Genomic DNA, 14,963 nt, shown 5'->3' with positions numbered 1-14,963 from the left:
TCAGAGGATCATGTGCTGAGCCTGCGGCACCCTGCCGCTCCCGCCCGCGTCCGGCCCCGGCCCGGCCATCACGAAGTGCCAGCGAACGTCGATTTGTACGCGTGCCCCTCTGGCAGCCCCGCGTTGTGGGGGGAGGGGCGAGGGGCAAGGTTGTTAGGCTTAAGGACGCTCGGAAACCCTAGCCTCGCCCCGCCTGCGGGCCGGGCAGGCACACATCGCCTGGCCTCAGTCGCCGCACTACCGGACCGCCCATGAACGACACCCCGTCAGCCCCCACCGGCGACGCCCGCCCAAGCTTCGACGCCATCCCCTGGCTGATCGCCGGCCTGGGCCTGTTGGCGATGTACGTGCCGACCTTCTGGGACCTGTTCCACGGCATCTGGGCGACCGAGCAACAGGGCCACGGCCCCATCGTGCTGGGCATCAGCCTGTGGCTGCTGTGGAAGAAGTGGCCCGAGTTCAAGGACCTGACGCCCCGCCCACGCCCCGCCATCGGCTGGCCGATCTTCGTGTTCGGTCTGCTGCTCTATCTGGTGGGCCGCTCGCAGGACATCCTGATCTTCGAAGTCGGCGCCCTGATCTGGCTGATCGCCGCCATCACCCTGCTGCTGCACAGCGCCCCGGCCGTTCGCCTGCTGGGCTTCGCGCTGTTCTTCATGATCTTCATGGTCCCGCTGCCTGGCGCACTGGTCGACGCCATGACCCAGCCGATGAAGCTCGCCGTCTCCTACGTGGCCGAAGCGGTGATGCACCTCTTCAACTACCCGATCAGCCGCACCGGCGTGATCCTGCAGGTCGGCCAATACCAACTCCTGGTCGCCGACGCCTGTGCCGGCATGCAGACCCTGTTCACCCTCGAAGCCCTGGGCCTGCTCTATCTCAACCTGGTCCGCCACGAAAGCCTGGCCCGCAACGTCTCGCTGGCCATCCTGATCGTCCCGATCAGCTTCACCGCCAACGTCATCCGCGTGATCGTGCTGTCGCTGATCACCTACCACTTCGGCGACGAAGCCGGCCAGGGTTTCCTGCACGGCTTCGCGGGGATGGTGCTGTTCATGGCGGCGCTGATGTTGATCATTGCGGTGGACGGGGTGCTGCGCTGGCTCATCCGCCGCATGGACGCCCACCCCCGCATCGCCTCCTCGACCGCCGCCTGAGGCCCGCCGACATGACGACGACCCCCACCCTGCGCAAGCTCTCCACCGCCATCGCCCTCGCCGCCGCCATGGCCGTGACAGCCGGCGCGGCCGCGACGCTCAAACCCACCAAATACCTCGCCGACACCCGCCCCGAACTGAAGATCGAGCCATCCCTGCCCAACGAATTCGGCGACTGGAAGCTGATCCCGACCGTCAGCGGCGGGGTGGTGAATCCGCAGCAGAACGAGCTGCTCAACATCCTCTACTCGGAAATCATCAACCGCACCTACGTCAACTCAAAAGGGCAGCGGGTGATGTTGTCGATTGCGTATGGCAAGAATCAGAATGATTCGTTCCAGGTGCACAAGCCGGAGATTTGTTATCCGGCGCAGGGGTTTCAGTTGTTGAGTAACAGGGCCGGTGAATTGAAAGTCGCTGGCGGCGTGATTCCGGTGCGTCGCTTGGAGACGAAGTTGGGGTCGAATCGGTACGAGCCGGTGACGTATTGGACGACGTTGGGGGACAAGGCGGTGAGGTCGGGCGTTGAAAAAAAGCTCGCAGAAGTCAGTTTTGCGATGAAGGGATTTATCGCAGATGGATTGCTTTATCGCGTGTCTTCCATTGATTCGGCGAGTGATCAGGCTTTTCTGGTTCATCAGAACTTTGTAGATCAAATGATGGAAGCGGTCGACCCGCCGAGCCGAGCTCGATTGGCTGGGCTACCTTGAAAAATGAATGATTCGAAAGGCCTCACCTTGAACGCGCCTGCTTCTCCGAAAGTTGCCCTCATCACCGGCGTCACCGGCCAGGACGGTGCCTACCTCGCCGAGTTCCTGCTCAAGAAGGGCTACGTGGTGCACGGCATCAAGCGCCGCTCCAGCCTGTTCAACACCGACCGCATCGACCATCTCTACCAGGACCCGCATGTCGAGCAGCGCAACTTCGTGCTGCACTACGGTGACCTGACCGACTCGACCAGTCTGGTGCGCATCGTCCAGCAGGTGCAGCCCGACGAGATCTACAACCTCGCGGCGCAGTCGCATGTGGCGGTCTCGTTCGAGGAGCCGGAATACACCGCCAACGCCGACGGCATCGGCGCGCTGCGGCTGCTTGAAGCCATCCGGATCTGCGGGCTCGAGAAGAAGACCCGCTTCTACCAGGCCAGCACCAGCGAGCTCTACGGTCTGGTGCAGGAGATCCCGCAGAAGGAGACCACGCCCTTCTACCCGCGCAGCCCGTATGCCGTGGCCAAGATGTATGCCTACTGGATCACGGTCAACTACCGCGAGGCCTACGGCATCTACGCCTGCAACGGCATCTTGTTCAACCACGAGAGCCCCATCCGCGGTGAGACCTTCGTGACGCGCAAGATCACGCGGGCCGTGGCGCGCATCGCGCTGGGTCTGCAGGACTGCCTCTACCTGGGCAACATGAGCGCGCTGCGCGACTGGGGCCATGCACGCGACTACGTCGAGATGCAGTGGCTGATGCTGCAGCAGCAGCAGGCTGAGGACTTCGTCATCGCCACCGGCGTGCAGTTCAGCGTGCGCCAGTTCGTCAGCCGCGCGGCGGCCGAGCTGGGCATCGAGGTGGCGTTCGAAGGCGAGGGCGAGAACGAGTTCGGCTACGTCAAGGCCGTGACGGGCAACAAGGCCAAGGTCAAGGTCGGCGACGTGATCGTCAAGGTCGACCCGCGCTACTACCGCCCGACCGAGGTCGAGACGCTGCTGGGCGACCCGACCAAGGCCCGCACCAAGCTGGGCTGGACGCCGCAGACGACGTTCGAGCAGCTGGTCAAGGAAATGATCGAGAGCGACTACACGGCCGCTCGCAAGGACAGCCTGGTCAAGATGGCGGGGTTCCAGGCGTTTGATCACCACGAGTGAAACAGTAGAGATCCCATTGAATCAAAACCCGGAATCTCACTCGCAAGGACGCAAAGGCCTCGCTGAAAAAGCCATAAGTGGAGCCAAGTGGACCTACATTGGTACGGCTGTAAAAGTTGTGGCTCAATTTTTGGGTCAAATCCTCCTCTCAAGAATTCTGGGTCCAACCTCGGTGGGGCAATTTGCCTATGCATTCTTGGTTGTTAGCCTAGTGACGCTAATACTTGAGATGGGTTTAGGCTCTGCCTTGGTTCAGCGCCCAGTTCTTGATCGTCGTACTATCGGCATCGTCACTAGTCGACTAACGATCGTAGGAACTGTAGGTGCCCTAGTGCAATGGTACTTCGCCGAATTAATTGCGGTGAAAGTATTTAACCAGCCGTCTGCGATAGACGTGATCCAAGCAATGTCGGGCTCATACATCGTCAGCGCATTGTCCGTTCCGCTTATTGCTCAACTGCGGCGGGAAATGGCGTTCCGAGAAATACAGAGGTCGCAGACATATTCTTACCTCGTATCTTACTTGTTGATTGGTGTTGCTGCTGCTGCACTGGGGGCTGGAGTGTGGTCGTTAGTAATTGCTTGGTATTCAAATTTAGTGCTGCAGCTTATTCTGCTAGTGAGGGCTTTGCCTCAATCGATCTCGTTTGCTATGCCATTTCAGAGGATTGGCGTAGAAGTCTATGGCATCTTTATTGTGTCAACCAATATAATTAATTGGCTTATTGATAGTCTCCCATCGTTCCTGGTTGGAAGGTTCTGGGGAACTACTTCGTTGGGGCTTTATAATACCAGCAGCAATCTCGTCCGAGCCCCGGCAAATCACCTTGTAACTGCGTTACAGCAAATTCTTTTTGCTACTGTTTCCCGTCTTCAGCGTGACGATCGTGTCTCTGTCCTTGCATACAAAATCGCAGTCTCCGTAGTTTTAAGTGTCGCGTTGCCGCTGTTCCTATATATTGCTCTGGCATCAAACCTTATTGTTTCGTTTTTACTCGGTTCGAAGTGGGAAGGTGCTGCGCTATTGCTTCAGCCACTTTCGTTGGCAATGATACCCCATGCACTTATGGCTATTGCTGGGCCTGTACTCAATGGAAAGGGTAATCCTGAAAGGGAGTTGATTGCGCAGAGTGTATCTCTTTTAGTAATTTTATTTTTATTCTCGGCGTGCGTAGGATATCCTGTCGATGTGTTGGCTTGGGGAGTGTTCGTTGGGTTCTTGATTCGGTCATTGCTAATGACTTATGTGGTAACAAGAAATCTTGGATTGACGTTTCGTTCTGTATGCGGAGTGTTCTTCCCTCCGTTAATGATTGGATTTGTTTTTTTTGTTGCTAGTATTATCTCGCTGGGGTTCATGGGTGAGGCTGGTATGGCAGAGGTTTCCATCCTTTTGCTTTCATTTTTGTTCTCAATGGTCGCGTGCCTCGTTGCATTGACTCTAGTCCCTAGAGTTTTTGTTACGCAGGAGATTGCGTGGTTGTTAAAGAGGATTTTCGGAAGCCATAAATCTAGAGTGTTGAATAGGATCTCTTCTCGCGCGTGGCTGTGACTCAACGGTTGACTAGGTATATAAAAGAAAATGAGGTAGTGTCGTGCATATCGCGATTGTTGGACCGATTGCAGGTGAAGACGTGCGTGAGTACCTTGGAGGAGGAGTTGAAAGGCTGCCGATTGGTTATCTTGGCGCGCCGCTTACTGGAATAATGATTGGAGAGTTGTTGCGCCTCGGAAACTCCGTAACGGCAATAACAACTGATTCCGCCCTGTCGCTTTCTGATAGTCCTGTTCAGTTGTTGGGTGAGCGATTCAAGCTAATTGTCTGTCCAGCGCGTCCACGTGCGTGGCGTAACAATGGAAAATACCCTGGACGGGCGCTTGACCTCTTCAGTTTTGAACGAAGACAAGTCGCTAACCAACTAAAAGTAGCAGCGCCGGATATCGTTCATGCTCATTGGACGTACGAATTTGCGCTCGCAGCTCTCGCAAGTACAACTCCACACTTGATTACTTGCCACGACGCACCTGGCGTAGTGCTACGCTTTACGCGTAGCCCTTACCGAGCGCTGAGATACCTTATGGCTAGGCGAGTGTTTCGTCACGGTCGTGAATTTTCCACGGTATCTGACTACATGGCGCGTGAACTGGCTCCAGCACTGGGTTACTACCCTTGTGTAATTCCGAATCCGATAGCGCCATATGTCATGATGCGAGGGGGAGTGCGAGCTCACCCTGAAACTCGCCGAGTAGCGGTGGTATGCAATGGCTGGGATCGAAGGAAGAATCCTGAAATTGCGCTTCGCGCGTTCGCAAAATATCGTAGTACTGAACCTCTTGCGCAACTGCATATGTTCGGAGCTAGTTTTGGTGTTGGTGAATATGCTGAAAAATGGGCCAAAAAGAATGGATTGGCAGACAATGTACACTTTCTCGGCAGATTGCCGCATCGAGAACTGATTAACGTTCTTTCTGGTATGGATGTGCTGTTGCATACATCTCTAGAAGAGTCCTTTGGGGTGGTTATTGCTGAGGCTATGGCTCTAGGACTTCCAGTAGTGGCGGGCGACAAAAGCGGTGCCGTTCCTTGGGTTATGGGTGCCGATGCAGCCGGCTGTATATCAACTGGCGTGCTGGTGAATGTGCTATCAATTGATGCCGTTAGTGGTGGGCTCAAGAAGGCATTTGATGAGCGCTATTCAATGCGCTCTGCTTCTGCAGTATCACGCGCAAGGAATACTTTTGCACCGCACGCGGTCGCCCAAGCATACATATCTCGCTATCGAAATATTCTAAAGATTTCTGATGATGGCAGCCCATCTCAGCCAGCTACGCCCCAGGAACTATCGCTATGACATCCAGACTGTGGAGATGGAGTGCCCGTCTGCGCGACACGATTTTAAGGCGGTGGTGGGGTTTACGCGGCCGTCTTGTGTTTGGGGCCTTGGGTGTGCGCGGTGTTGCCGGAGTACGCTTTTACGGAATGCCTGTCATAAGTTTGGTTCCTGGCTCATTCATTGAGCTTGGTCCGAGGGTGGTTCTTTGCTCTCACCCTCGCTACACCGCTCTGGGAGTGGCTCGTCCAGTAGTCCTGCGCACACTAGCACCGAATGCATCGATTCGAGTTGGCGCCGACGTTGGCATCAGTGGCGGGGTGATCTGCGCTGCTATCTCGGTCGATATCGGGGATCGATGTCTTCTGGGTGCAGATGTTCAGATCACAGACACAGACTTTCATCCGCTAGCAGCTGAGGGACGTCGATTCGAAAAGCGCCAAGAATTTATCACAAGCGAAGCAGTTGTTATTGAGGAGAATGTATTTCTCGGGGCTGGCGTCAGGGTATTGAAGGGGGTTCGAATTGGGAGAAACACTGTTGTTGGAGCAGGTTCCGTGGTTACCCGAGACTTGCCTAGTGATGTTGTGGCCGCTGGGGTGCCTGCTCGAGTAATCACAAACCTTCCTGATTTAAAATCATAGCCCTTGAAAATACTGACTGCAGCCGATTTATGGTGCTTCCAAGTCTTGAGAGCAGTGGACCGGATCTGTTTGCGGTAAGGCGCGCATAAATGGCTCTCCGATACGTCCTCTTCTTGGTTCCTGCTTGGAGTATATTCATGAGAATACATCGTTAAGTAGTTGTGGATCTCGTTTGCAAGCTGCGGTAGCTGTTATTGGGGTTGAAAATAATAATGCCAACATACAATGTTGTATCTGATGAGGCGCGTAATCCAGTGTAGTGCATTTTGATTGATTGAGCGCTATCTGACGGTTGCGGCAGGTGGTTTCTTCTATTTATTCTGCTTGTCATCGCTATTATCTTTTGTGATATATAAACGTGTTGCTCCTGGCGTGATGCTTCAATTCTCCGGCAAGCGAAGGTGTTGAAAATGGAATTAATGGGTATTTTCCTTCTCTCACTTCCGTTCGGACTTGCTATCCTGTTGGGTTTGGCTTTGCCGGTTGTGTTCTTTTACGTCTCCACCTCATTGACTGTCGGCCTATTTGTTGTCGGAGTTGCTTGGATGGGGGAGATGATTGGGATGCAGCAGCCGCTTATATCAATAGGATTCAATGTATTCCCGGCTGATATTCCAATGATTGTGCTTGCGTTGGCCACTGGAACTCGGTGGTGTTTCGTTTCTACATCAGTTCGGCCTACTTTTGTTTGGGTGATGCTGTTTTTAGTGTTCTCCGTAAATCTCTCCTGGGGATTGATTGCAAATGGAAGTGCCGCCGGCGTGCAGGCCCGCCCTGACTTCTATGCTCTCGTTGCTGCTGGCTACGTAATGTCCTATGCCAGTTCCGACAGTTTGAACCGAACTATCTTGCGATCACTTGCATGGTTTGGTGTTGCGGTGGTTGCATTGTGTCTGTATAGATGGGTGGTCTTCTATGTGCCGATTCCTTCTTTGCTTCCTCCGGAAGGCGTATATAACGTAGATGGCGAGATTCGCGTTATTCCTTCTTATAGTGCGCTAGTTCTTGGTCAGTTGTCTGTGTTGGGTATTTTTGTGGCTCGATACAAGAAAAGTGTTCCTGGTGTAATCTATCTAGTTCCGTTTTCTTTGCTTTGTACGTTGCTTCTGCAACATCGATCTGTTTGGCTTGCGACGATCGTTGCTTTCGCTGTGGCTCTGATGTTGGCTCGCACGCAGAAATCTCCGTTCTGGCAACAGTTGATGTTGGCAACACTGGCTGTTTGCGCAACGCTGGCGCCGATGATGATGAACAGTGGAATTTCTAGCCAACTTTCCAGTTCCGCTCAGAAAGCAATATCCGGTCAGGGGACGGTTACCGAAAGATTCAATAATTGGCGTGTAACGATCGATTTGTGGAAGTCTTCGGGGCCGGCTGCTCTTGTCATCGGAAGAGCCAGAGGATCTGACATGCGGCGCATTGTCTTTGATAGCAAAGGTAATCGAAGGGAAATTGAATACAACTCACATAATCATTACGTCAATCAGCTTACAAATTTTGGCTTGGCCGGCTTTTCGCTCTTTGCGATTGTTGTAATAAGAGCGGCACTTGGATTATTTGCGTTAATAAGACGAAAGTCTGAGAATGCGGATCTGGCGGCACTCATGATGGTGTTGTTGGTCAGTCAGTTGGTTTACTATATTGCATATGGTGGTGATGTATTGCAGTATATGTTGCTCGGTTGGATATATGTTTGGGTTAGAGCTCGGTTTGAGATTGGCAAGAAAGAAGCTCCCATGAGTTCGGTGCGTCGCCCTGTGGTTGACGTCTTGGGGAGAGCGTCGTGATTCGTGCGACGGTCGGCTCATATCAGGATGATCGTAGAAAATCGATCTGCTTTTTACTGACGTGTTTTAATCGACGAAGCAAGACGATATCCTGTTTGCGATCGCTTGTTAAATGTGTTGATCTGGATGACTTTTTGATATGTTCCGTATTGGTCGATGACGGGAGCACAGATGGAACTGCTGAAGCCGTCGCTGCAGAGTTTCCATGGGTGACCGTCATCAGCCATGTTGGCGCACCTCTTTTCTGGTGTCGCGGTATGGCGATGGCCATGTCAGAGGCAATCAAAGATTCGCATGATTATTATGTTCTGATTAATGATGACACTGTTCTCTATCCAGCGAGTGTGAGTTCACTGCTGGACGTATACAAGAGCTCTTCTTTAGATGAATCAAGACCTCCTATCATTGTCGGTAGCACCAGAGACCCCCTAACTAAGGTGTTGACGTACGGCGGGCAGATCAGAAAATCAGGCGCAAGTCGTACTCGATTTGAGAAGATTCATCCTGCCGATCATGTGCAGGAAGTTGATACATTTAACGGGAATATCGTTCTTCTTCCTGCTGCAGTCGTTTCTTCAGTCGGCACTCTGGATCATCGATTCGAGCATGCGTTGGGTGATTTGGATTATGGGTTGCGCGCGCGGGCGCTCGGTTTTTCTGTATTGCTTGCTCCTGGGTTCCATGGTGAATGTTCCAATAATCCAGTTTCTGGGACATTTTTGGATTCATCCCTTCCGTTCGCTATCAGATGGAAGTTGTTGCTTGGAAGGAAGGGGCTCCCATGGCGCTCATGGATGATTTTCACCCGTAGACACGCAGGGCTGTTTTGGTGGGCTTATTTTGCTTGGCCCTATCTTCGTTTGATCTGTGACGCTTCTCTTATTCGATCGAGTCGTTAATGATTTGATCGGGCTACCTACATTTGCTTCCAAACATAATCACTGCCATGTCCGGTTCTCGTGTTGTGCTATTTCGGTTGCTTGTTGGTGCCTTAGCTATCTTTTCTGGCGCTTCTGGTGCGCTTGCTCAAGAAGCAACGTATGCCGGCGCTTTGCGGGGCACTTCACGCTGTGCGATTGAGTATGTTCCTGATAAGTCCGCGACGCTCAGCCGCGCAGCGGCGCTGCCCAAGGGCGGTGGTGTTGTATGGAGTTCTTCGGAACTCGCAGTTTGGCGTGATCGAGTTGACGATCCGAGAGCTTCCGGCTTGGTGTTAGCACCGTTGGAAATCGCTGAATATCGGCGGTTGCAGGAGTCCGCAAGATCTTTGCTGACCACAGACGAGGAATTTATTGACGCACTCGATGTTGGGGTGAATCGAGCAAAGCATGGTTCTAGAGCTCGCGACGCTTCATTGCTTTGGTTATTGGAGCGTGATTCTCAGATACTTGCTGCCGTCAGAAGATATTTGCTTCAGCAAATTGAAAACCCCAATAATGAGTTTTCGGCATTTTGCATCAAGTCTCATGTTGGGCCGGTTCTCGATGCGAAATTCTTCGAATCCTCGTGGCTGCTCAGATATGCGGTTACGTATGACTATGTTCGGTCTGGTCTTGCTGCGTCCGATAGATTGAAGATCGAGAACTGGATGCGGCGCCAGGCTCTTGTTCTTTCTGCTCAAGTAGATTGGGGTCTTTCGCGTATTTTCCCTGGACGCTTGTCGTCGAACTACACATTGAGAAGCGGGCCTGCCGCCGCACCGTATCAGCCGCTTTCACGGCAGATGGATAGCAATGGTGACTGCCGAGTTGACTCACTGGATGAGCCAGAGAGCGCAACTGTTTATGCTTATGTCGGCGAAAACCAGCAACTTGGCCCGCGACTTAGTGTTCTGTCGCAGTATTACAATAATCGCCGCGCAGTTCAGGTTGCTGCGTTTGGGCTGGTTGGGGTTGTTATTTCTGATTCAGGCTTGATTGATCGAGCAAAGAGGTACTTTGGTGAGTGGCTCGCTTACGCTGTTTGGCCTGATGGCAGTGAAGGTGAGTACGCTAGGAATGGCGACTATTGTATTCCTGCGCAAGGATTGATTTATTCTGCGGGAAATATGCAAGCGCAAATTATTGTTGCTTCAGCACTTGCTCGCGCAGGTGATCAATCATTGTTCTCTCTCTCGACTAGGAGTGGGCTATGGGGCTCGGAGTCTTCAGGCGATCAGCCGAGTAAGTCACTTGCGCTCGCAGTTGGGAAATACGTTGACGTTCGGCGGGGTATCGTCAAGAGGTTTATGTATGAGACTTGGCGGGTGAGTCAAAGTGGTCGCGAAACGACATCTCTGAAGCCGGCTCAGTCAAAATATATGGGTAGTGGTCGTCCCATTGAGAGTTTGCATGAAGTTGGTTTTTGGCCGGCTGCGCGTTATATCAATGTGCCAAGCTTGGTTGCGCATCTCACCGAGCGAATGGCAGGGCGTAATAAGGAGGCGTTGGCGAGTTCGGGGTTGGGTGACTTGACTGACTCGTTTAACGCTTACCCTTCGATATTTCTTACTCGGCCTTAACGGTCGCAATTGGAGCTTTTCAATCGATCTTTGAATTCCGCCGTTTCAGCCAACGTCATCGCCATGAGCTCGCATCACGTATTTAAGTTTCGAGATACTTGATCGGACGGTGAGCCGCCCCGGTTCTCGCGGAGGCCCCTTCGTTTAAGTCAGACGGTCCCGGCCTGATCAGCGCATTGCGGGTGGTTGAGGTCCTTCAACTCTGCTCGCGGCAGGTATCCCAGGGGCGCCATCAGCCGTTGGTGAATGAACCAGGACACCCATGCCAGCGTAGCCATCTCGACGGCCTCCTTGGTCTTCCAGGGGCCGCGTCGGTGGAACACTTTGGCCTTTCAAAAAGCCGTAGATGGTCTAGGCCAGGGCATTGTCGTAACTGTCACCCGTGGAGCAGACCGAAGGCTCGATGCTTGCCTCGGCCAGGCGCTCGGTGTAGCGATTCGACAGGTATTGCGACCACCTGTTGGAGAGGGAAATGAGGCTGTCCTGCTCGGTCGGTCGACGCGCGCACAGAGCCTGCTCTAACGCTTCGAGCACGCGCTAGGTATGCACGAACAGCGCTGGCGACAACCGACTATGCGTCGGCTGAAGACGTCCACGACGAAGGCCACGTAGACCCAGCCCTGCTAGGTCGAGCCATAGGTGAAGTCCGAGACCCAGAGTTGGTTGGACTGCTCGGACCGGAGCTGGCGATTGACCCGGTCCAGCGGACATGCTGCATTTGGATCGGGCACCGTGGTGCGCATCGCCATGCCCCGGCCCACGCCACGCAACCTGTGCCGACGCATCAACCGTTCGACCTTACAGCGCGCCACGGCCGTGCTCTCGCATCGGAGTTGGCGCCAGACCTTGTCGACGCGGTAGACCTGCAGGATGGCGTTCCAGACCGCTTCGATCTTGGGCACCAGCCCCCTGTCGCGCTGCGCCCGAGCACTGCACAGCGCAGGCGTCCTATGCCGCGCCGCATGCCGCCTATACGCCGACGGAGCGATCTGAGGCACCGGGCAGATCGGTTCGACCCCGTGGGCAGCGCGTCGCTGGTCCACCAGCGCGTAGATCAGTTCCACCGGCGGTGGGGCTCCGCCCGGGCGAAAAACGCGCTGGCCAGCTTCAGGATCTCTTTGGTCTTGCGCAGCTCGCGGTTCTCGCGCTCGAGTTCGCGGACGCGCTGCGCCTTGGCCGTGGCAATCCCATCACTCACGCCGCTATCGCGCTCATGCTGCTTGACCCGGTTGTCCAGCGTCTGCGCCGTGCAGCCGATCGTGCCGTCTATCGACTTGATGCACGCCCACTGCGACGCGTGCTCGCCTCGGTGCTCAAGCGACATCCGCACGTGGCGCTCACGCATCGCAGGGAGAACTTCGACTTCCTCATGATGGCTGCATGTTTTCAGATCATGGGGCGTCCGTAGAAGGCGGGGCGGTTCACCTTATAAAGCGCCTTATTGTTGGGCTACTTGTTGGAAGTTGCCTTTACGATGCCTTCAGTAAATCGTTTGATCATGTTTTCTTGCGTGTAGCGCTTGCTGTCGGCGAGTGCGTGGCTTTTCATTTGTGCAAGCGCTAGCTGATTTTTTAGGAGACTTGCAACGGAGGCTGCATATTCCGCTGGATTGTCGCTCACCATTAGGCCATTTATCTTGTTTGTGAGGTAGGCAACTTCAGGTGAGTGTTTTGCATTATCTGTGGTTATCATGACCAGTCCTGCGCAAAACGCGTCAACAATGTGTAGTCCGACTAGTCCGGGGTTGAGCATTACGTCGCTCATTCGAAAATATCGAGCCTTTTCTCGTCCTTTTTGCACTCCTAGCAGGTGGATCCATGGTCGAGTTACTTTGGCCTCTATCAGTTCTGGCATCGATGGGCCGTCGCCGATAACAAGAAGGTTGAAGTTCGGAATTTCCTGCCGAATTAGATCCGATGCGGAGATTAATAAATCCAGACGTTTGTCCGGGTATAGTGATCCGCAAAATATGCCAACCGGAGCGTTTTGTTCTATTCCGAGTTGTTTGCGTCCTTCAATCACTTCATCGTCTGACCAAGATGCAAGATCTTTCTTGAATCCTTCTGAATCGATGGCGTTGTCGAGTTGGGTGATATTTTCTCTACGGTAGCCGGCGGATTCAATAATATTTGTGGTGGCGCAAGTGTACGAAAACCACCAGTCGACTTGCTTCAGTAGCAGGTTTTTCCAAGTTTCTCTTAGTCCGGATGGGTGCTGGCTTTGGAAGTTCTTGCCATGCCCCCAGTACGCCACCTTGCGCACACCCCATAGTCTGCTCAGCAGCAAAGGGTAGTTGGAAAGTATTCGGCTCTCCTGCATCAAAATGACAAGATCAGCGCCCTTGGCTTGCTCGGGGAAGGGTTGCCAGATAACGTCTCTTGCTCCAACTTCCCATACTTTGTTTTGTACCTTGATTGCCCAGGGGAGATTTCCTTCGTCACGTTTGATCATTTCGCGGCGTGTTGCCTGGCCGTGAACCAGCATCAGATCAATGTTGTGTTCGGCGCAAGCTGAACGCAGCTGGTCAAACATTCCAGTGCGGTAGTGGAGAAGGCGGTGTTGAAGTATGACGACTTTTTTCATGGGATTCAGGTCTCATCCGAGCCGGGAGCAATTACCGAGTGATTCAATCCTCTTTCTGAGAACTCAAATCTGCCGGTTCGGATCATTCGTTCGTGCTTCAGGCGTTCATCTTGATTGTTGAATCGCTCGCCGATGGGTTTGGCAGGGTTTCCGGCTGCAATGCAGTACTCGGGGATGTTCTTTGTCACGATGCTTCCTGCTGCAATGATTGACCCCTTCCCGATGGTGACTCCTGACATGATGATCGCGCCGTAGCCTATCCAAACATCTGATTCGATGACGGCTGGTCTTACTTGTCCGTGCGCAGGGTGGTCAGGGTTGCCGATCCAGGGAGAGAATCGAACTGGATGGCCGATTCGGCGGAAGTCATGATCATTCCTGCCGACGATCGCCACGCGATTGGCGATCAAGCAGTAGTCGCCAATCGAGGCATCAGCTTCAATGTGTACTTGTTTGCCTAGATAGACGCCATTTCCGATGGTCAAGGAATTCGGTGCCCAGAGTCGCGTTCCCTTACCAACGTGCAGGCCGGTGCCTGTTTTTAGGTATCGTGACTTTCCTGTCGTTAAAAGAATGGTCTGCAATCGTCGGAGAAAGGCGAGCAGCATCTTGGTGTGGCCCTGGTTATTTTGCGGAAGTCACGTGTGTGGGTTACGTCGCATGAGTGATCTTTGCTAGACATTTCGATGCGTCAAAGATCTTCGTAAATCCAAAAGTGCCAGGTAGACAAACAAGCTATTCGTCACCAAATACCTCTTCCACAACCTCCCCGGCTCACTCCCCAACCGGTGCAGCCACTCCAGGCCGTTGTTGCGCATCCATGCCGGTGCGCGTTGGATCGTTCCGGCGTGGAAGTCGAACGCTGCGCCGACGCCGACCATGACGGCTTGGACCTTGCCTTGGTGTTCGGTCATCCAGCGTTCCTGTTTCGGACAGCCCAGGCTGACCCAGACGGTGCCGGCGCCGCTGTCGTTGATGGCTTGGGTGAGGGCTTGGTCCTCTTCGTCCGACAGGGCGCGGAATGGCGGTGAGATGGCGCCGGCGATGCGCAGGGTTGGCCAGATCGTGCGCAGGCGGGTTTGAAGTTTGTCCAGCGTGTCCGGTGTGCTGCCCAGCAAAAAGATGCTTTCGCCGGTGGCGGCGGCGTGGGCGCAGTAGTCGAGCATCAGGTCCGGTCCGCTGACGCGGCCTTGGGTGGGTGCGCCGAGCTTGCGCATCATCCAGGCGACCGGCGCGCCGTCGGGCGTGCGGAGGTCGGCAGCCAGCAGGGATGCTTCGTGCCGGCTGTCTTGCCGGGCCGTCACCAATGAATGGGCATTGCAGATGCCCACCGCCTTGCTCTGGCGCTGACGTGCCCAGGTCGAGATCAGTTGCACGGCCTCGTCGGGGCGGATGACATGCATCGGAATGCCGAGGACCGGCAGGGTGCGGGGGGCGGCTGGATCGTGGGCAGGCGAGGGCATTGGCGACAAGCAAGTTGGACGCTTGGATTGTCTGTGTCGGCCCATGGCAGATGCGGGTTTGTGCCCCTTCGGTTGAGCGCCAAATTACCGGTGCGGACGCGTTCGGCCAGGTTTCGGTTCGGCGGCCCAT

General features: G+C 54.3%; 12 protein-coding genes, 1 pseudogene and 1 other annotated feature. Of the genes and pseudogenes, 9 read left to right on the top strand and 4 right to left on the bottom strand.

All coding sequences use genetic code 11. The annotated features are described in order from the left end of the window. Positions 1-251 precede the first annotated feature (251 nt). From xrtB to EV685_RS02345, 9 genes are all read left to right on the top strand, one after another. Complete coding sequence (gene xrtB, locus EV685_RS02385) at positions 252-1,157, top strand: exosortase B (RefSeq protein ID WP_130480366.1); 906 nt, start codon at positions 252-254, stop codon at positions 1,155-1,157. Positions 1,158-1,168: 11 nt separating this feature from the next. Next, complete coding sequence (gene epsI, locus EV685_RS02380; protein WP_130480365.1) at positions 1,169-1,867, top strand: exosortase-associated protein EpsI, B-type; 699 nt, start codon at positions 1,169-1,171, stop codon at positions 1,865-1,867. A gap of 27 nt (positions 1,868-1,894) precedes the next feature. Next, positions 1,895-3,025, top strand: a complete 1,131-nt coding sequence (gmd, locus tag EV685_RS02375; RefSeq protein ID WP_242615382.1) for a GDP-mannose 4,6-dehydratase — start codon at positions 1,895-1,897, stop codon at positions 3,023-3,025. Positions 3,026-3,041: 16 nt separating this feature from the next. After that, a complete protein-coding gene (locus tag EV685_RS02370; RefSeq protein WP_165396691.1) occupies positions 3,042-4,577 on the top strand; it encodes an oligosaccharide flippase family protein in 1,536 nt (511 codons plus the stop codon). Positions 4,578-4,620: 43 nt separating this feature from the next. Then, a complete protein-coding gene (locus EV685_RS02365; RefSeq protein WP_130480362.1) occupies positions 4,621-5,877 on the top strand; it encodes a glycosyltransferase family 4 protein in 1,257 nt (418 codons plus the stop codon). Continuing rightward, positions 5,874-6,500 (top strand): acyltransferase, encoded by a 627-nt coding sequence (locus EV685_RS21300; RefSeq protein WP_420820798.1) that lies wholly within the window; start codon positions 5,874-5,876, stop codon positions 6,498-6,500. Before EV685_RS02365 ends, EV685_RS21300 begins: the two co-directional genes overlap by 4 nt. Before the next feature lie 410 nt (positions 6,501-6,910). After that, positions 6,911-8,287 (top strand): O-antigen ligase family protein, encoded by a 1,377-nt coding sequence (locus EV685_RS02355; protein ID WP_130480361.1) that lies wholly within the window; start codon positions 6,911-6,913, stop codon positions 8,285-8,287. Continuing rightward, a complete protein-coding gene (locus EV685_RS02350; protein ID WP_130480360.1) occupies positions 8,284-9,186 on the top strand; it encodes a glycosyltransferase family 2 protein in 903 nt (300 codons plus the stop codon). The genes EV685_RS02355 and EV685_RS02350 overlap by 4 nt, the downstream gene beginning before the upstream one ends. 47 nt (positions 9,187-9,233) lie before the next feature. Further along, positions 9,234-10,787: a hypothetical protein gene (locus tag EV685_RS02345; protein ID WP_130480359.1), complete on the top strand. Its 1,554-nt coding sequence runs from the start codon at positions 9,234-9,236 to the stop codon at positions 10,785-10,787. 149 nt (positions 10,788-10,936) lie between these two features. On the opposite strand, the pseudogene EV685_RS02340 reads toward EV685_RS02345, so the two are convergent. From EV685_RS02340 to EV685_RS02325, 4 genes and pseudogenes are all read right to left on the bottom strand, one after another. Further along, positions 10,937-12,132, bottom strand: a pseudogene (locus EV685_RS02340) (IS3 family transposase). Continuing rightward, positions 11,768-11,884, bottom strand: a sequence feature (AL1L pseudoknot). Its footprint overlaps the pseudogene before it by 117 nt. Before the next feature lie 104 nt (positions 12,133-12,236). Then, a complete protein-coding gene (locus tag EV685_RS02335; RefSeq protein ID WP_130480358.1) occupies positions 12,237-13,370 on the bottom strand; it encodes a glycosyltransferase family 4 protein in 1,134 nt (377 codons plus the stop codon). Between the two features lie 5 nt (positions 13,371-13,375). Next, positions 13,376-13,978, bottom strand: a complete 603-nt coding sequence (locus EV685_RS02330) for an acyltransferase (protein WP_130480357.1) — start codon at positions 13,976-13,978, stop codon at positions 13,376-13,378. A 66-nt stretch (positions 13,979-14,044) separates the two neighbouring features. Beyond that, positions 14,045-14,773, bottom strand: a complete 729-nt coding sequence (locus tag EV685_RS02325; RefSeq protein WP_242615381.1) for a WecB/TagA/CpsF family glycosyltransferase — start codon at positions 14,771-14,773, stop codon at positions 14,045-14,047. Positions 14,774-14,963 lie beyond the last annotated feature (190 nt).

This window comes from Sphaerotilus mobilis, assembly GCF_004216565.1.
GTDB lineage: Bacteria > Pseudomonadota > Gammaproteobacteria > Burkholderiales > Burkholderiaceae_C > Sphaerotilus > Sphaerotilus mobilis.
The sequence above is the reverse complement of the archived record's forward strand: the minus strand, read 5'-3'. Positions and strand labels throughout refer to the sequence as shown.